The sequence below is a fragment of the Pseudoalteromonas sp. NZS127 genome (genome assembly GCF_015864805.1).
Lineage (GTDB): Bacteria > Pseudomonadota > Gammaproteobacteria > Enterobacterales > Alteromonadaceae > Pseudoalteromonas > Pseudoalteromonas nigrifaciens.
Genome location: NZ_JADYWN010000002.1, coordinates 60,552 through 79,011, shown reverse-complemented (window position 1 = coordinate 79,011; position 18,460 = coordinate 60,552). Strand labels below are relative to the sequence as shown.

General features: G+C 40.6%; 13 protein-coding genes and 12 tRNA genes. 4 read left to right on the top strand and 21 right to left on the bottom strand.

Annotated elements, in window-relative coordinates:
• Positions 1-69: 69 nt before the first annotated feature.
• The 3 genes from I6E78_RS02230 to I6E78_RS02220 all read left to right on the top strand — a co-directional run bounded on the left by I6E78_RS02230 (position 70) and on the right by I6E78_RS02220 (position 5,825).
• Positions 70-3,252: a S41 family peptidase gene (locus tag I6E78_RS02230; RefSeq protein WP_427569106.1), complete on the top strand. Its 3,183-nt coding sequence runs from the start codon at positions 70-72 to the stop codon at positions 3,250-3,252.
• A gap of 126 nt (positions 3,253-3,378) precedes the next feature.
• Positions 3,379-3,690: a monooxygenase gene (locus I6E78_RS02225; protein WP_011327728.1), complete on the top strand. Its 312-nt coding sequence runs from the start codon at positions 3,379-3,381 to the stop codon at positions 3,688-3,690.
• Positions 3,691-3,959: 269 nt separating this feature from the next.
• A complete protein-coding gene (locus I6E78_RS02220) occupies positions 3,960-5,825 on the top strand; it encodes an NACHT domain-containing protein (protein ID WP_197181863.1) in 1,866 nt (621 codons plus the stop codon).
• Positions 5,826-5,906: 81 nt separating this feature from the next.
• Here I6E78_RS02220 and lnt read toward each other — a convergent pair whose 3' ends face one another.
• From lnt to miaB, 5 genes are read right to left on the bottom strand one after another with little or no spacing between them, the layout of a single operon-like run.
• The gene (gene lnt / locus I6E78_RS02215) at positions 5,907-7,466 is read right to left on the bottom strand and encodes an apolipoprotein N-acyltransferase (protein WP_197181862.1); all 1,560 of its coding nucleotides are present in this window, start codon (positions 7,464-7,466) and stop codon (positions 5,907-5,909) included.
• A complete protein-coding gene (gene corC, locus I6E78_RS02210; protein ID WP_011327732.1) occupies positions 7,447-8,331 on the bottom strand; it encodes a CNNM family magnesium/cobalt transport protein CorC in 885 nt (294 codons plus the stop codon). Before corC ends, lnt begins: the two co-directional genes overlap by 20 nt.
• Before the next feature lie 22 nt (positions 8,332-8,353).
• Positions 8,354-8,812, bottom strand: coding sequence for an rRNA maturation RNase YbeY (ybeY, locus tag I6E78_RS02205; RefSeq protein WP_011327733.1), 459 nt, complete (start codon positions 8,810-8,812; stop codon positions 8,354-8,356).
• Positions 8,813-8,816: 4 nt separating this feature from the next.
• On the bottom strand, positions 8,817-9,875 hold the full coding sequence (locus I6E78_RS02200; RefSeq protein ID WP_011327734.1) for a PhoH family protein: 1,059 nt from the start codon (positions 9,873-9,875) through the stop codon (positions 8,817-8,819).
• Between the two features lie 50 nt (positions 9,876-9,925).
• Positions 9,926-11,374, bottom strand: coding sequence for a tRNA (N6-isopentenyl adenosine(37)-C2)-methylthiotransferase MiaB (gene miaB, locus I6E78_RS02195; RefSeq protein WP_086994706.1), 1,449 nt, complete (start codon positions 11,372-11,374; stop codon positions 9,926-9,928).
• Positions 11,375-11,638: 264 nt separating this feature from the next.
• On the opposite strand from miaB, the gene I6E78_RS02190 reads away from it, so the two are divergent.
• Positions 11,639-12,808: an FAD-dependent monooxygenase gene (locus I6E78_RS02190; RefSeq protein ID WP_197181861.1), complete on the top strand. Its 1,170-nt coding sequence runs from the start codon at positions 11,639-11,641 to the stop codon at positions 12,806-12,808.
• Positions 12,809-13,069: 261 nt separating this feature from the next.
• Here the strand turns inward: I6E78_RS02190 and I6E78_RS02185 are convergent.
• From I6E78_RS02185 to I6E78_RS02110, 16 genes are all read right to left on the bottom strand, one after another.
• A tRNA-Gln gene (locus tag I6E78_RS02185) sits at positions 13,070-13,144 on the bottom strand.
• Between the two features lie 39 nt (positions 13,145-13,183).
• Positions 13,184-13,268: transfer RNA gene (locus I6E78_RS02180), tRNA-Leu, on the bottom strand.
• A 70-nt stretch (positions 13,269-13,338) separates the two neighbouring features.
• A tRNA-Gln gene (locus I6E78_RS02175) sits at positions 13,339-13,413 on the bottom strand.
• A gap of 38 nt (positions 13,414-13,451) precedes the next feature.
• Positions 13,452-13,536, bottom strand: a tRNA-Leu gene (locus I6E78_RS02170).
• A gap of 84 nt (positions 13,537-13,620) precedes the next feature.
• Positions 13,621-13,695: transfer RNA gene (locus I6E78_RS02165), tRNA-Gln, on the bottom strand.
• Between the two features lie 38 nt (positions 13,696-13,733).
• A tRNA-Leu gene (locus I6E78_RS02160) sits at positions 13,734-13,818 on the bottom strand.
• 84 nt (positions 13,819-13,902) lie between these two features.
• A tRNA-Gln gene (locus tag I6E78_RS02155) sits at positions 13,903-13,977 on the bottom strand.
• A 38-nt stretch (positions 13,978-14,015) separates the two neighbouring features.
• Positions 14,016-14,100, bottom strand: a tRNA-Leu gene (locus I6E78_RS02150).
• Positions 14,101-14,192: 92 nt separating this feature from the next.
• Positions 14,193-14,269, bottom strand: a tRNA-Met gene (locus I6E78_RS02145).
• A 5-nt stretch (positions 14,270-14,274) separates the two neighbouring features.
• Positions 14,275-14,349, bottom strand: a tRNA-Gln gene (locus tag I6E78_RS02140).
• Between the two features lie 36 nt (positions 14,350-14,385).
• A tRNA-Leu gene (locus I6E78_RS02135) sits at positions 14,386-14,470 on the bottom strand.
• A 65-nt stretch (positions 14,471-14,535) separates the two neighbouring features.
• Positions 14,536-14,612 (bottom strand) — tRNA-Met (locus I6E78_RS02130).
• A gap of 319 nt (positions 14,613-14,931) precedes the next feature.
• On the bottom strand, positions 14,932-16,023 hold the full coding sequence (ychF, locus tag I6E78_RS02125; protein ID WP_011327737.1) for a redox-regulated ATPase YchF: 1,092 nt from the start codon (positions 16,021-16,023) through the stop codon (positions 14,932-14,934).
• A gap of 52 nt (positions 16,024-16,075) precedes the next feature.
• The gene (pth, locus tag I6E78_RS02120; RefSeq protein ID WP_011327738.1) at positions 16,076-16,660 is read right to left on the bottom strand and encodes an aminoacyl-tRNA hydrolase; all 585 of its coding nucleotides are present in this window, start codon (positions 16,658-16,660) and stop codon (positions 16,076-16,078) included.
• Positions 16,661-16,678: 18 nt separating this feature from the next.
• Positions 16,679-17,293 (bottom strand): 50S ribosomal protein L25/general stress protein Ctc, encoded by a 615-nt coding sequence (locus tag I6E78_RS02115; RefSeq protein ID WP_011327739.1) that lies wholly within the window; start codon positions 17,291-17,293, stop codon positions 16,679-16,681.
• 170 nt (positions 17,294-17,463) lie between these two features.
• Positions 17,464-18,411, bottom strand: coding sequence for a ribose-phosphate pyrophosphokinase (locus I6E78_RS02110; protein WP_011327740.1), 948 nt, complete (start codon positions 18,409-18,411; stop codon positions 17,464-17,466).
• Between the last annotated feature and the right edge of the window lie 49 nt (positions 18,412-18,460).

Genomic DNA, 18,460 nt, shown 5'->3' with positions numbered 1-18,460 from the left:
ACGATAACCTTGAAACTACGCACTTTATTAACAGCAATAGCAGTAGCGGTTGCACCGGCAATATCGCCGATGGTTGCGGCTTATCAAACACAAGATACCCGCTTATTACGCTTTCCCGATATTCATAAAGAATCAGTAACCTTTGTTTATGCGGGCGATATTTATATAGCAAACACTAAAACAGGTAAAAGCACGCGCTTAACTGATCATATTGGTTTTGAAACCTTTCCTAAATTTTCGCCAGATGGCAGCCAAATCGCTTTTTCTGCCCAATATAATGGCAGCCGCCAAGTGTATGTAATGAACCGCGATGGCTCCGACTTAAAACAACTGACTTATTATAACGACGTAGGTGTAATGCCGCCGCGCGGAGGTTTTGATTATCGTGTACTTGATTGGACCCCAGACGGTAAGCATATTGTGTTTAGAGCTAACCGTACCCCTTATGGTCAGCGTGTTGGCCGACCTTATATAGTGCCTGCTGCGGGTGGCCTAGAGCAACCATTAGCCATACCAGAAACTGGCGGTGGCATGTTATCGCCCGATGGCAAACAGTATGTGTATACACCCATTGATCGCGAATTTCGTACTTGGAAACGCACCCGTGGCGGGCGCGCACAAGATGTATGGGTTTACGATTTAGAAAATAACAAATCAAAGCAATTAACAACCGACAGAGCAACCGACCAACAGCCTACTTGGGTTAACAATAACATTTACTACGTGTCGGACAGAGAATACACGCTAAATTTATACAAACATCAAGATGGCAAAAATCCGATAAAAGTAACTAACCACAGCGACTTTGATGTGCTTTGGCCCTCGGCTGGGCCCAACGCCATAGTGTATGAAAATGGTGGTTATTTGTATCGCTTTGATGACGCCACGCAGCAATCTGAAAAGCTGAGCATAAATGTTCAAGGTAACCGTGAACATACAATGGCCTACAGTAAAAATGTTAGTGACTTTATTGATTCAATGGACGTATCGCACGATGGAAAAAGAGTACTATTTACCGCCCGCGGCGAACTGTTTTCTGTGCCGGTTAAAAATGGCCCAACCCGAAACTTAAGCCATACGCCAAAAGGGCGTGAAATATCGGCTACATGGTCGCCCAATGGACGCTATATTGCTTACATGAGTGATGAAACAGGCGAGTACGAAATTTACCTAAAAGACAGAGCTAACAATAACCAAGTTAAGCAACTGACCAGTAATGGCAGTATTTGGCGTTTTGAGCCAGTTTGGTCACCAGATAATAAAAAGTTATTGTTTAGCGATCAGAATCACACCCTGTGGTGGCTCGATATTAAAACCGGTAAGCAGCGTAAAATTGATACCGCAAAATATAATGAAGATGGTTTAACTAGCTATATTTGGTCGCCTAATAGCGAGGATATAGTGTTTGTTAAAAATAACGAAAATCGCTACGCCTCATTATGGCATTACAATTTAAAAGACAAACGCGTTACTCGCTTAACTGATGACATGAGCAGTGAGACAACCCCAGCGTTTTCTCCCGACGGGCAGCAATTGTATTTCACATCAGAGCGCGACTTTAATTTAACTTTTAGTAGCTACGAGTTTGACTACATGTTTAACAATGCAACCCGACTGTATTCGGTTGCAGTAAACAGTAAAATCAAGCCACTTAATACACCGCTGAGTGACGAAATAAGCATTGTTGACTCAAAAGCAGATAAAGACGATAAAAAGTCAGCTAAAGCACCCAGCAATTATATAGAAAGTAACGGCTTTATGAGCCGTGTTGTGGCGCTAAATGTACCTGCAGGAAACTACGGCGCACTAAGCGGCGTAAAAGACGGCGTATTAACACTATCGGCAGGAGAGCTTAAGTTAGTGCCTAATGCCGTTGATGGTGAAGTTGCCACAATAGCAGCAGGAGTGAGTAATTATAAAGTGTCGGCTAATGCTGAGCATATTATTGCTCGTGCAGGAAAAAACATTAGCGTAATAAAGCCAGAAGCTAAACAAGACTTAAAAGCTACGCAACTTAACTTGCAAGACATGGTATTAAAAATTGACCCACAAACCGAATGGGCACAAATGTATCGTGAAGGCTGGCGGACTCTGCGCGACTGGTTTTATGACGAAAACCATCATGGCCAAGACTGGAATGCTATTTTAGCGCGTTACCAACCTATGGCAGACGCTATTGCACATCGAGCCGACCTAGATTATGTATTAAGTGAAATAGCAGGCGAAATAAACTCAGGGCATATTTATGTTAACTCGGGCGATATGCCAACATCTCCTCGTTTACAGCATGGCTTATTGGGCGCAGAAATTAGCGCGCATAAATCAGGCTTTGTAAAAATAGAGACTATTTTTAAAGGCGAAAACTGGCACGAAAACTTTCGCTCACCGCTAAACGAAACCGGTATTAACGCCAATGTAGGCGATTACATAATTGCAGTAAATGGCCGCTCAGTAAAAAGCGTAGTCAACTTTTACGAACTACTAGAAAACACCCAAGGTAAATCGGTTGAATTACTACTCAGTAAATCACCAAGCCTAAAAAACAGCTGGAAAGTAATGGTAACGCCTATTGCCAGCGAAACTGGATTGCGTTACTTACAGTGGGCACAATCGCGCGCTGAGTATGTTAATAAGCTTTCAGATGGGCGTATTGGCTACGTGCATTTACCTAACACCCATTACGAAGGTAACCGTTCGTTATTTAAAAACTTTTTACCGCAAACTAATAAAGAAGCAATGATCATAGACGATCGTTACAATGGCGGCGGTTTTATACCTGAACATATGATCACCTGGTTAGCGCGTAAACCGCTTAACTACTGGAAACGCCGTGGTGTAGAGCCAACTAAAACCCCGCAGTTTGCACACGATGGCCCTAAAGCTATGCTGATCAATGGCTACTCTAGTTCAGGCGGCGACGCACTACCGTATTACTTTCGCCAAGCAGGTTTAGGCAAATTAATTGGTACGCGTACCTGGGGCGGTTTAATTGGTATTTCGGGCAACCCTGGGCTTGTAGATGGTGGCTCAGTTATTGCCGCTACTTTTAGAATTTTAGATAACGAAGGTAACTGGATCATTGAAAATGAAGGCGTAAGCCCAGACATAGAAGTGATTGATCGCCCAGAGCTTATTCAAGCCGGACAAGATCCGTCGATTGAACGCGCTGTAAAAGAGTTATTAAAAGAGCTTAAAGCAAATCCGAAAAAACCATTGGTAGTGCCAGCACCACCGAGTGAATTTGGTCGCTAATTGCAATAAATTAAGCTGCTAAGTCACGCAGCCTGTTAGCTACTTTGCGTGTGCTTGGTAGCTAACTAATTTATTAGAGTATTATTAAAAGCGTGATACCGCGCTTTAGTTAAAAGAGAGCTTATAGTGAAAAAATTATTACAGGTAGACTTTGATTTTGCAGGCCCGTTTGGGGAGCAAATGTCAGCAGCATTAAAAGATTTAGCCGAATCAATTAACCATGAACCCGGTATTATTTGGAAAATTTGGACCGAAAACCAACAAGGTCAACTTGCTGGTGGTATTTACCTATTTGAAGATGAAGCATCAGCTAATGCGTATTTAACTATGCACACAGCACGCTTAAAGGCTATGGGGGTTGCCCAAGTTCGTGGCCAATTATTCGATGTAAACCTGCCATTATCAGCGATTAATAACGCACCGCTTACCGTTAAATAGATAATATTTTTGCCGGGCTGCTGTTTACTTTCGTTACATTAGCGCGGCCAAAAGTCGGGTTAAAAAGCATAATATCAATGTTGTAGTACTAAGCAGCGAGCTATTAGGCTTCCTGCAAATATATTGGGATCCAAATAGGCAAGCTATTCAAGGTAAAATATCAGGACTGTGGTTATTAAAGGAAACTAGAATCAACCTGTGAATGTTGAAACAGTTGTAGGTACGTCTCAAGGTTAACTTAAAATTCAAATGAGGGAAGGCGATAAAGAGTGGAACCATTAACAGTATTAACTTCAGCGGCTTTGAAGCAAGCCATAACTCATCTAACGAAGAAACTAATTGATAAAGCTTGGGACATTGGTGAAAATCAAGGTAAAAATATTCTAGGGCAACTATCTGAAGACTATCCAGCGACTATTTATACTGAAAGGTATGTTAATCGTTTTTTAAAAATGCGGACGCTACATAGCGCAGAATCTGACGTTTATTTAAACGAAATATACTCACCTTTACGAATAGTTAAACAAGGAGGCAGTGAAGAATTTATCGTTGGCGATACTTTTACTTTAAATTTTAATCGAACAGTGAATATCATTGGTATTGCTGGGCAGGGAAAAAGTACAATACTTCGAAAGTTATTTCTTGAAGAGATCTATAAGGCAGAAAGATTTCCTTTCTTTATAGAGTTAAGAAAAATCGAAGAAAGCAGTATCTTGGATTATTTAAAGCAACAGCTTGAAGATATAAGTTTATCTTTAATTGAAGGTGACGTTGAAATATTACTACAATCTAGGAAAGTTGTTTTGATGCTAGATGGGTTTGATGAGGTAATTTCTAGCCGACGTCACCGGTTATTGAATGAAATTAACCAATTGAAGACAAGGTATAATTGTAGTGTCATTGTAACCAGCCGCCCCGGTACAGAAATATGTACCGAGATAGATATTATAAACTTCAAAGTTAAAACACTGAACTGTAATGAAATCATATCAATTATTTTAAAACTTGAAAAAAATGCAGTAAATGAAGAGCTAAAAGATCTAATAATTCATAATTTACAATTACAGGGAACATTAGTCAGTCCAATTCTTGTCAACTTGTTATACGTATGCTACCCGTACCTTGATATTGTACCTAAGAATGTAATTGATTTTTATGATAAATTATTTATAACGCTGTTCAGTCGCCACGATAAAATTAAAAATTTCAATAGAGAGAGAAGTTCTCAAGTATCTTCAATTGAAGCAGGAAATATTTTTAATGCTTTTTGTTTCGATAGCTTAAATAAGAATGTAATGGAGTTTACTGAGGAGTCACTTTATAAGTTTCTAAATTCAGCATTAAAGCTTAATGGTACTTCGCTTGAACTCACAGAAAAAGTACAAAACGACCTTATAGATATCACCTGTTTAATACAAAAAGACGGATTTGATAAGTATCTTTTTCTCCATAAATCAATTCAGGAATTCCATGCAGCTAAGTTTATTGCGTCTTTACCTCATGTGCATAAAGAGAAGTTTTACCTAAAACTATTAGAGGTAATAGATGAAGAGGATAAATTTGATAATGTTCTTCAATTTCTAAAAGAAATAGATACAAATGATTATAATGCTCTATTAGTTTTAAAGTATTTTCAAAACAAGAAATTAAATCGCTTAAATACTGAAAGCAAAGATACAATTCTTGGAAATATAGTATCTGAAATTTTAAAAACTAGGGTCATTGAGTTTGAAATTAAAGATGGGGAGTATGAAGTCGCCTCATTGGAATCAATAACAAGTAATAATTTATTATCTACAATAAATCTATTTAATAATGGTGTAAGAGGTGCAGTTTTGGCTTCTGAACATTTACTCGATAACCATTTTTTCAAGCGTCAAAAAACCACATTTAATATCAACTTACTTACAGCTGCAGAGCTTGAGAAAATATCTAGAAAAAGTAAAAAGCAGGGAAAAAGTTCCGGTATTGCAAAGCTAAGCATTTTCGATTATTTAAAATTTTCAAAAGGGTATGATTCATTTGAAACAGCTTTAAAAAGTGAAATTATTACTTTTGTTACTGATATCTACTCTCCAATTGAAGAGAAAAATAGAATGGTGGCTAGAGTTTTAGATATTGATTTTAATATTTAAAACTGAATAGTCTTAATTATTTAATTGTGGTTTACTCTAAGTTCTTTAGACATTTAGAGTAAACATTTAGTGGGAGAAATATTAAAAAACAGTTCTTTTTATACGCCCCAAAAACCCGCCAATACCCAGCAACAACACAAATCCCCATACAAACATGTTGCCGTATTGGCTGTACACGCTGTCGCCTTGTATTAACTTAACGTCGGCTTTCATGGTGGTTGCTTCAAACTGTGGCATGCTTTGTTGCGTGTGGCTTATTGGGTCGTATACGCCGCTTACGCCGTTGTTAGTAACACGTATTAGTGGCCGCTGTAGCTCTAGAGCGCGCATGCGAGCGATTTGCATATGCTGGTGAGGGCCAATGGAGTCGCCAAACCAAGCATCGTTACTTACGGTAAAGAGTAAATCTGAGCTGTGCTGATAATTACCACGCACTAGGTCGGCAAATACTATTTCGTAGCATATAGCGGGTAGTATATTAAAGCCGTTAGCACGTAGGTTGTTTTGTACTTTGTCGCCACGGGTAAACGACGACATAGGTAAATCAAACAACGGTGCAATAGGGCGCAGTAAATCTTCAAATGGTACAAATTCGCCAATAGGGAGTAATTGGTGTTTTTGATAGCGGTTTTTATCTAGGTAGCGGTAGTGGCCGTGTTCATCATCTTTATTTTTATTACCTACTACTATAAGGGTATTAAAAATAGTTTTAGTGTCGAGTTGGTAGTCAACAACACCGGTAATTAGCGCGGTTTTATTAAATGAAGCGGCGCTGTCTAAGCCTGCTAGGTATGAGTCGGCAAGCGCTTCTATTTCGGGTACTGCGGCTTCGGGCCATACTATTAAGTCGGCGTCCCAGTGTGTGCGGGTTAGGTCTTGGTATTTACTCATGGTGGTCCAAAACTGGCTGGGATCAAAGCGCAGATTTTGTTTTATATTACCTTGTACAAGTAATGTCGACATGCTTTTGCCAGAGTACTGTGCTGTACCTGTGGTGTATGCACCAGCAAAAAGTAGTGCTAAAGCACTGCTGGTTATGGCCAGTGTTTTAAAATCTTTTTGGCTTAGGCGATACAATGCAAAACCAATGGCAATACATACTAAGGTTAAACCAAATTCGCCAATATAAGGGGCAAGCAGTCTAAGTGGGCTGTCGGTTTGCGTATAACCAAAACTTAACCATGGAAAGCCTGTTAGTAAGTGTGCGCGTAAGTATTCGCTTATGGCAAAACTTACAATTAATAATGCGCCATAACTTTTAGGGCCGCTGGCAAAGCGAGTTGTTGCCCAAAAGGCAAGTGCAGGAAATAACGCTAAGTATGAACACAATAAGGCCATAAGCGCTAAAGAAGCGATTAATGGCATGCCGCCAAAAGTGGCTATAGATACATGTACCCAGCTAATACCAGCACCAAACCAACCTAAACCAAATATAAAGCCATATTTAGCGGCTGTTTTTGCGTGTGTTTTACCGGTGTTTTTTGGATTAATACAAAAAATGATGGCAGCAAGGCTAAAAAATGCAATGGGCCAAATTTCAAAGGGGGCATAGGCAAAAGTTAAAATAAGGCCCGCAATTAATGCGAGCCATGCTTTTTTATCTTTTGCTAATAAGGTGAACTTAGTTAGCAGAATCTTCACTGTAGTTATCATCAACCTTAGGAACGGTGACTTGCAGTTGCAAGATGCGGCGATTGTCAGAGTTGGTTACTTTAAATTGGTAACCTTCTATATCAATGGTTTCGCCACGGCTTGGCATGTGGCCAAAGGCATGTAATACAGTGCCACCAATAGTATCGGCGTCATCTGTGCTGTAACCTGTTTTAAAATGCTCGTTAAAGTCATCAACAGGGGTTAGCGCTTGTACTACGTAAACATGCTTAGCAAGTTGGCGAATATCTTGTTGCTCTTCTTCTTCGTCGTGTTCGTCTTCTATTTCGCCCACGATTATTTCAAGAATATCTTCAATAGTGACTAAGCCCGATACACCGCCGTATTCATCAATAACAATAGCCATATGGTAGCGTTGCTGACGAAATTCGTTAAGCAGGGTATCGACACGTTTACTTTCGGGTACTACCATTGCTGGGCGTAAATAATCGCGCAGTGAGGGCAGTAAGTCGTCTTTGTTTAAGATTAGGGGTAATAAATCTTTAGCGAGTAAAATCCCTTCTACATGGTCTTTGTCCTCACACACCACCGGAAAGCGTGAGTGCGTAGAGTGAACCATCATAGGTATGAGCTCTTCAAGCGGGCTGTCGATCTCAAGGGTGATCATTTGTGAGCGCGGCACCATAATGTCTCGCACTTTAAGCTTAGACACGCCAAGCACACCTTCAATCATCTCTTTGGTTTCTGGATCGATTACATCCCGCTCTTGCGCATCGGCAATTACTTCAACCAGCTCTTCTCTGTTCTGGGGTTCCCCTTGAAACTTTTGGGCTATTCGGCCCAGCCAGCTTTTTCCAGAAGAACCCTGGCTAGAATGCGAGTTACCGTCGCTCATTATATCTGATTACTCCGTTTATTTAAATTTCGTCCCGATATGGGTCTGCTATGTTTAGCTCAGCAAGTAATTGCTTTTCTATACTTTCCATCTCAAAAGCATCTTCACTCTTTATATGGTCAAATCCAAGCAAATGCAAGCATCCATGAATAACCATATGAGCAAAGTGGTCATGAAATGACTTTTCTTGCTCAATTGCTTCAGCCAATACAATAGCTGGGCAAATAACTAAATCACCTACTAAAGGAATATCTATTCCCGGTGGTGCTTCAAACTCAAACGACAGTACATTGGTAGGCTTGTTTTTACCACGGTAGTCGTTGTTGAGTTGTTGCGACTGCGCTTCGTCACTAATTACAATAGTGAGTTCAGATTCGTCGCGGTATTGGCTAAGGGCTTTGTCGGCCCAAAGCGCAAATTGTGCCTCGCTTGGTAAGTTGTCAAACTCACAGGCTATTTGTAAATCAAGTTCAGTGTTCACGGTATTACTCTTTAGTAGCAGGCGGTTGTTGAGCGGCAAGTTGCTCTCGGGCTTTTTGCTTTTCTAGGCGCATAAGTCGCTCGCTTTCATCGTTGCGCTCGTAGGCTTCAACAATACGCGCAACCACAGGGTGGCGAACTATGTCTTGGGCTTTAAAGTGGTTAAAGCTTATTTCGTCTACGCCATCGAGTACTTCCATTGCATGGCGTAAGCCTGAGCGCACACCACGTGGTAAATCTACTTGCGTTATGTCGCCAGTAATAACCGCTTTTGAGTTAAACCCAATACGGGTTAAAAACATTTTCATTTGCTCTGCGGTGGTATTTTGGCTTTCATCTAAAATAATAAAGGCATCATTAAGCGTACGCCCACGCATATAAGCAAGTGGGGCAATTTCAATAACGTTTTTTTCGATTAGTTTTTCTACTTTTTCAAAGCCAAGCATTTCAAATAGCGCATCGTAAAGCGGGCGCAAGTATGGGTCGACCTTTTGGCTTAAATCGCCCGGTAAAAAACCGAGCTTTTCACCTGCTTCTACCGCTGGGCGGGTAAGCAATATACGGCGAATTTCTTGGCGCTCTAGGGCATCAACTGCAGTTGCCACAGCTAAGTATGTTTTGCCTGTACCAGCAGGGCCAATGCCAAAGGTAATATCGTGATGCAAAATATTAGAAACGTATATACCTTGGTTTTCGTTACGCGGCTTTATAACACCACGGCGCGTTTTAATCACCATTTCTTTGGTGTAAGTGCTGGTTGTGGCGTCTTGTTCAAGGGCGTTTGATTCGGTAATGGCTAAGTGCACGTTGTCGGGTTCTATTTCGCCAATTTCGCCGCGCACAGGTTGAGTATCAATATAAAGGTTTTTTAAAATTTCTACAGCGCTGGCGCTACTGTAAGTTTTGCCTGTGACTTTAAAAAAGTTATCGCGGTGGATAATTTCAACACCGAGTCGGCGTTCAATTTGTTTGATGTTTTCGTCAAACGGGCCACATAAAGAAGAAAGGCGTTTGTTATCGGCAGGTTCTAAATAAATCTCTAATGTTTTTAACTGATTACTCAAAATTACTTCCTATAGCATGGCGCCAGTGTTAACTGGCGCTAAAATTTCCACTAAGGGACGAAAGTAGCAACGCCAATTTCGTTTATAGTGTCAGGTTTAGGCTCAAGGCTTGCAGCTTTGGTTAAAATAGCTGAAGGAGCGATTTCACGACGTAAGTTCATTTCTGATTCTGTACGAATTAAGTCACCACGTAAAGAATTTGGTAGTGCCTCGGTAATACGTACGTCAACAAACTGACCGATCACTGTATGTGGGCCAACAAAGTTAACTACACGGTTGTTTTCGGTACGGCCACGTAATTCCATTGGGTTCTTTTTAGAAGGACCTTCAACGAGTATACGCTGCTCTGTATCGAACATTTGACGGCTAATTTGTTGCGCCATTTGTGTAATACGATTTTGCAGTAAGTATAAACGCTCTTTTTTCTCTTGCTCGGTTACGTCATCTGGCAAGTCGGCCGCTGGTGTACCTGGGCGTGCACTGTAAATAAAGCTAAAGCTCATATCAAAACCAACGTCGCTAATTAGCTTCATGGTTGCTTCAAAGTCATCTTGGGTTTCACCCGGAAAACCAATAATAAAATCTGACGACATGCTTAAGTTAGGACGAATTTTGCGTAACTTACGAATTGTCGACTTATATTCAATTGCCGTATGGCCGCGTTTCATTAGGTTTAAAATACGGTCTGAACCACTTTGTACTGGTAGATGTAAATGATCTACAAGCTCTGGTACATCGGCGTATACGTCAACTATATCTTGGGTAAACTCTACTGGATGCGATGTGGTGTAACGAATACGGTCAATACCATCAATGGCAGCAATAAGACGAATTAAATCCGAAAAATAACAAATTTCGCCATCGTGTGTGTCGCCGCGGTACGCGTTTACGTTTTGGCCAAGTAGGTTTACTTCACGTACGTTTTGCTCAGCAAGCTGGGCAATTTCTAATAGTACGTCATCTACTGGGCGGCTAACTTCTTCGCCGCGAGTGTATGGTACAACACAAAAAGTACAGTACTTAGAGCAGCCTTCCATAATAGATACAAACGCAGATGGGCCATCGGCTTTTGGCTCTGGTAAACGGTCAAATTTTTCAATCTCTGGGAATGAAATATCAACAACCGATGAGCCTTTATCGCCTTGCACTTGTTTAATCATTTCTGGTAAACGGTGCAGCGTTTGTGGGCCAAAAATAACGTCTACAAATGGCGCACGCTGGCGAATAGAGTCACCTTCTTGTGAGGCAACACAACCACCTACGCCAATAATTAAGTCTGGCTTGTCGTCTTTTAACAACTTCCAACGACCTAACTGATGGAACACTTTTTCTTGTGCTTTTTCACGAATTGAACAGGTGTTAAGTAAAATTACGTCGGCATCTGTTGCATCATCAGTTAGCTGGTAGCCATTGGTGGCATCTAAAAGTTCAGCCATTTTCTGAGAGTCGTATTCGTTCATCTGACAACCCCAGGTTTTAATATGCAGCTTTTTGCTCATTGAAATATTGCCTCGTGTTCAATTCGATAGTGGCACAAAAATGTGCTAGAAACAGGATTAAGTGAAATGCATTACTGCGCTATACCCACTTAAAGGACGCGTATTTTAGCTGGATACACACGTAAATCCAAGTATAGTTTTCATGTTTGTGATTTCAAATCAATGCAGCTTTAGTTTTATCCACAGTTGAGCGTATCCTTTGGCACATAACAAGCTAATTACGATACAATTAAAATAGTTTTAAGAAATTAAAAAGATGAGAACATGACAAAAAATAAAGTAATTGTTGTGGGTGCTGGCATGGTGGGTGCTGCTATGGCAATTAAACTTGCCCAGCAAGGCAAAGCAGTGCGCATAATAGAAAAAAAACTAATAAATCCGCAGCAAGTTTTAAGCAGTGATCAGGTTGATATTCGCGTATCGGCAATAAATCGTTTTTCAGAAAAGCTGCTAGACGAATTGGGCGCAATGCCACTTTTACAACAAAGTAGGTTAGCGCCGTATCAACAATTAGAAGCATTTGAGCGCGGTGGCGATAATTTATTATTTGATTGCGCCGATATAAACACCACGCATTTAGGCCACTTAATTGAAAATAACCTAATTCAAGCCAGTTTATGGCAGCAATTTGAGCAATACAACATTGAAGTTATTGAGCAAGCAGCGCCTATTACGAGTATTGAGCAAACCTCAGATGCAATTACGCTAGTGTATGGTGAGCAAACGTATACCGCTGATTTAGTTATTGCAGCCGACGGCGGGCAATCGCAATTACGCGCTAAAGCCAACATAGGTATAACCGGTTGGCAGTATCAGCAGCACTGCATGGGCGTACTTATAAAACTTGATGCGCCGCAACAAGTAAAAACGTGGCAGCAATTTACTCCCACCGGCCCTTTGGCCTTTTTACCTATGCAGGCTCCTTACGCTAATTTAATTTGGTATGACGATGCCAATACACTGCAAAGCTTTAAAGGTTTAAACCCGCTGCAACTTAAAACACATATTGTTAAAAAGTTTCCTGAGCTTGCCGGTGATTTTACCGTGTTAAAGCACGCGGTGTTTCCACTGGCTCGCCAGCACGCAAATAAATATTCGCAAGGGCGACTAGTGCTTGTAGGTGACGCTGCACATACTATTAACCCATTAGCCGGGCAGGGCGTAAATTTAGGCTTTCAAGACGTTGTAGCGCTTGCACAGGTGCTATTAAGTGCTGATGACATAGGTTGCCCATTAAAATTAAATGAGTATGAAAAATCGCGCCGCAAAGCAAACTTATTAATGATGAGTATGATGGATGCCTGCTACTTTGGCTTTTCTAATCAAATTGCGCCATTAAAATGGGCGCGTAGCCAATTTTTAAAAATAGCTAACAATACCGGACCGGTAAAAAACTGGGTTTTAAAATACGCTATTAGCGGCGAGTTAAATTAATACTAATTGCTATAACATTTGTGAACTATTGAAAAGGCTCATTTATGGGTCTTTTTTTATGCTTATTTATTGATTAAAAGTGCGGTAGCAGAGGGGTTGCTAATAAAATACAGCTATTTAAATACAGTTATTAAAATAAGATTTTATAGATAGATTAAAAATACAGAAGTTTAAAATAAATAGATTTAGAGTGAGTAGTTATGAGTACTTATGAGTAATACAAAAAAGGAAGAGTAATTTAAGCAGGAAGTATAAACAAATTGGCTGGGATACCAGGATTTGAACCTGGGAATGCCAGGATCAAAACCTGGTGCCTTACCGCTTGGCGATATCCCAACTATAAATTTGTACAAGTTTTCGTTCTAGTTAAGAACATGGTGCGGAAGGAGAGACTTGAACTCTCACATCCTAAGATACTGGAACCTAAATCCAGCGCGTCTACCAATTCCGCCACTCCCGCATCACTAATTTGCTAATTTAAACTCTAAGCTAGAGCTATTCTTTAAGCAACTTTCCTTGGTAGAAAAAGTTGGCTGGGATACCAGGATTTGAACCTGGGAATGCCAGGATCAAAACCTGGTGCCTTACCGCTTGGCGATATCCCAACAAAGAATAATTGATAGTTTTATTTCTTATCAAGAAATGGTGCGGAAAGAGAGACTTGAACTCTCACAACCGAAGTTACTGGAACCTAAATCCAGCGCGTCTACCAATTCCGCCACTCCCGCATCGTTTGTGTAATAAAACACAGTTTGCAATTTTAAGCTCTTAGCTGAGCTATTCTTTAAGCAACTTTCCTTGGTAGAAAAAGTTGGCTGGGATACCAGGATTTGAACCTGGGAATGCCAGGATCAAAACCTGGTGCCTTACCGCTTGGCGATATCCCAACAAAGAATAATTGATAATTTTATTTCTTATCAAGAAATGGTGCGGAAAGAGAGACTTGAACTCTCACAACCGAAGTTACTGGAACCTAAATCCAGCGCGTCTACCAATTCCGCCACTCCCGCATCGTTTGTGTAATAAAACACAGTTTGCAATTTTAAGCTCTTAGCTGAGCTATTCTTTAAACAACTTTCCTTGGTAGAAGAAGTTGGCTGGGATACCAGGATTTGAACCTGGGAATGCCAGGATCAAAACCTGGTGCCTTACCGCTTGGCGATATCCCAACAAAGAATAATTGATAGTTTTATTTCTTATCAAGAAATGGTGCGGAAAGAGAGACTTGAACTCTCACAACCGAAGTTACTGGAACCTAAATCCAGCGCGTCTACCAATTCCGCCACTCCCGCATTACTTTGTGTAATAAAACACTAGGTAGTTATTTTAAACTCTTCATTGAGCTGCAATTTAACTCTTGCAGAGCCATTTCTAAAAGAAGAAATGGTGGCTAAGACGGGATTTGAACCTGTGACCCCATCATTATGAGTGATGTGCTCTAACCAGCTGAGCTACTTAGCCATTGTTGGCTGGGATACCAGGATTTGAACCTGGGAATGCCAGGATCAAAACCTGGTGCCTTACCGCTTGGCGATATCCCAACAAAAACAATTGATAGTTTTAATTCTTATCAAGAATGGTGCGGAAGGAGAGACTTGAACTCTCACATCCTAAGATACTGGAACCTAAATCCAGCGCGTCTACCAATTCCGCCACTCCCGCATTACTTTGTGTAATTAAACACTAGGTAGTTATTTTAAACTCTTCATTGAGTAACAAAAAAATAATGGTGGCTAAGACGGGATTTGAACCTGTGACCCCATCATTATGAGTGATGTGCTCTAACCAGCTGAGCTACTTAGCCATATTTTTTCGTTAGCACTTCATCGCTGAGTGCGGGGCGTATTATGCTGATATGGCCCAAATTCGTCAACACCTTTTTTGCAAAAAAACACTTAACTTGGTTTGTTTGCAGGAAAAGTAAGCTAAGCGGCTAAAATTTAGCATAAATGCTGTTTTTTTAGCTGCATTAAAAACACTAAACTTAAACTTATTCGCAGTTCTTCAATTTTGCTAAACAAATACAGACGTTAAAAAACCACAGCAGGTATTAAAGAAATAAAAAAGGCTCGTAAAAACGAGCCTTTAAAATCATCACCACACTAAATTTGGGTAATGTATATTTATACGTTGAACAAGAAGTTCATTACATCGCCGTCTTTTACAATGTACTCTTTACCTTCTTGGCGCATTTTACCTGCTTCTTTTGCGCCGCTCTCACCCTTAAAGGCAATAAAGTCGTCAAAAGCAATCGTTTGTGCGCGAATAAAGCCACGCTCAAAGTCGGTATGAATTTTACCTGCTGCTTGTGGCGCAGTTGCACCTACAGGAATAGTCCATGCGCGTACTTCTTTTACGCCTGCTGTAAAGTAGGTTTGTAATTGCAGTAATTCATAGCCACCACGAATAACAAGGTTAAGGCCTGGCTCTTCTAAACCAAGATCAGCCATAAACTCAAGCTTGTCTTCTTCATCTAGCTCAGAAAGCTCAGATTCAATAGCAGCACATACAGGAACAACAATCGCATCTTCTGCTGCGGCAATAGCGCGTACAACATCAAGGTATGGGTTGTTTTCAAAACCATCTTCAGCAACGTTAGCAATATACATTGTTGGTTTGATAGTTAAAAAGTTAATAGAGCTGATAGCTGCTTTTTCTTCTTTAGTTAACTCTAAAGAACGTAATGTTAAGCCTTCATCAAGGTGTACTTTTACTTTTTCAAGTACTGCATTTTGCTCTTTTGCGTCTTTATCGCCACCTTTAGCTTTTTTAGCATTACGGAACGATGCTTTTTCAGCGCTGTCCATATCGGCAAGCACTAATTCAGTGTTTATAACGTCAATATCATCAGCAGGGTCAATAGTGCCAGCTACGTGAATAATATTATCATCATTAAAACAGCGAACTACGTGGCCAATGGCGTCAGTTTCACGAATATTAGCTAAAAACTGGTTACCAAGACCTTCACCTTTAGATGCGCCTTTTACTAAACCGGCAATATCTACAAACTCCATACTTGTTGTAAGAATGCGCTGTGGGTTTACAATTTTAGCAAGTGCGTCTAGGCGAGGATCAGGCACTGGTACCACACCTGTATTAGGCTCAATGGTACAAAAAGGAAAGTTAGCGGCTTCAATACCCGCTTTTGTTAATGCATTAAAAAGTGTCGATTTACCCACATTAGGCAAGCCAACAATGCCACATTTAAAACCCATAGTAAGATACCTTGTTTAGATTCGTTTAAACGGCGAACTTGTACCCAAGTTACTAGGGTTTAAACGAATGTAGTCTGTTTTGTGCTTTTAACACACCATCTTTTGCAAGTATTTCCATGCAGCGTACCGCTTCATCAATGGCAGCATCCATTTTTTCTTGGTCTGCTTTGGCCGCTTTTCCTAGCACCCAACCAGTTACCATTTCACGATGCCCCGGATGACCTACACCAATGCGCAAGCGCATAAAGTCTTTTTGATTTGCCATTTTTGCAATAATGTCTTTTAAGCCATTATGACCGCCGTGTCCGCCGCCTTTCTTTAATTTGGCAACGCCAGGTTCTAAGTCTAATTCATCGTGGGCAACTAAAATGCTTTCCACAGGAATTTTGAAAAAATTAGCTAAACTACCGACCGCTTTACCACTTAAGTTCATATAAGTAGTGGGGATCAATAATTTGAATTCTTGATCTTGAATAATCACTTTACCTGTAAGGCCGTGATATTTAGGATCGTGTTTTAGAGTGCAGTTATAGCGTGCAGCGAGTTGCTCAATGAACCAAGCACCTGCATTGTGGCGTGTGTTTGCGTATTCGGGGCCTGGATTAGCCAGGCCCACAAGCATTTGAATAGAATTCAAGGTGTTAAGCCTTAAATATTATTCTGCAGCGTCTTCAGCTTCATCTTCAGTTGGAGCTGATTTGTTAGCTTTAACAATTAGGATAGACTGATCGTGACCAGGACCTTTTGCTAAATCTATTGATGAAACGCCAGCTGGTAATGCAACATCAGAAATATGTAGAGAATCGCCTGCAACTAATTTTGAAACATCTACTGTTACGAAATCAGGGATTGCTTTAGGGAAACAAGAAATTTCGATTTCAGTTAACTGACGAACAACAGTTGTACCAAGTTTTTCTACAACGTCTTCACCAACAAAGTGGATTGGAACAATAGTATGTAGCTTTTGGTTTGCATCGATACGTTGGAAATCAAGGTGTGTAACTTTAGGCTTGAAAGGGTGACGTTGAATATCTTTTAGGATAGTTTCAACAGACTCGCCGCCAATGTTAAGTGTAAGAATTTGCGTGTAAAAACCTTCGCTTTCTTGAGCTTTAATCACATCTTTATGATCTAAAGTGATTGAAGTAGCTTCTTTGTTTGCGCCGTAAACGATAGCAGGCACTTTGTCTTCGCGACGTAGGCGGCGGCTCGCACCAGTACCAGTTTGCTCGCGAAGTTCTGCGTTATATACATAAGTTTTGTTTGACATAATAGTTTCCAATAATTAAAAGTATAGGGCCTTTGCGACCAAGGTCCCTAGCCAAAAGGCGCGCTATCATAACATCGCCCCCCAGCAAAATATATAACAGTTACGAAAAAAGCGCCAAAAGGCGCTTTTTAAAATTAAAGTTACTTAGCTTCGCTAAAGTAGATCTTTAATTAATGCTCAAACATTGCTGAGATAGACTCTTCGTTACTAATACGACGAATAGTTTCTGCAAGCATGTCGGCAAGTGTAAGTACTTTAACAATATTAAGTGCTTTAAGCTCTGCAGACAGTGGAATAGAGTCAGTTACAATAACTTCGTCAATCACTGAATTGCGCAAGTTTTCAGCCGCTTTTCCCGAAAGAATAGGGTGAGTAGCATATGCAAATACGCGCTTAGCACCGTGTTCTTTAAGTGCTTCAGCTGCTTTACATAATGTACCGCCGGTATCAATCATATCATCAACGATAATACAATCACGACCTTCAACATCACCAATAATATGCATCACTTGAGAAACGTTTGCCTGTGGGCGACGTTTATCAATAATAGCTAAATCGGTATCGTTTAGTAGTTTTGCAATAGCACGCGCACGTACAACGCCACCAATATCTGGAGATACAACAACAACGTCGTCAAAATGACGTGCTTTCATATCTTCAAGTAAAACAGGGCTACCAAATACGTTATCTACAGGTACATCAAAGAAGCCTTGGATTTGCTCAGCGTGTAAATCAACCGTAAGAACGCGGTCAACACCTACACTAGATAAGAAATCGGCAACGACTTTAGCGGTAATGGGTACACGGGCAGAACGTACACGACGATCTTGACGAGCATAACCAAAATAAGGAATAACGGCAGTAATACGACCGGCAGATGCACGACGTAGAGCATCAACCATAACGATAAGTTCCATAAGGTTATCGTTTGTAGGGGCACAGGTTGATTGTAAGATGAAAACATCCGATCCACGAACATTTTCATTAATTTGAACACTGATCTCACCGTCGCTAAAACGGCCAACAACAGCATCGCCTAATTCAATATATAAACGTTTTGCAACTTTTTGAGCTAACTCAGGTGTTGCGTTACCAGCGAAGAGCTTCATGTCAGGCACGGTAGGGTTCCTCAGGCACTGAATTTTTGGACTAACAGGCAATAATTAA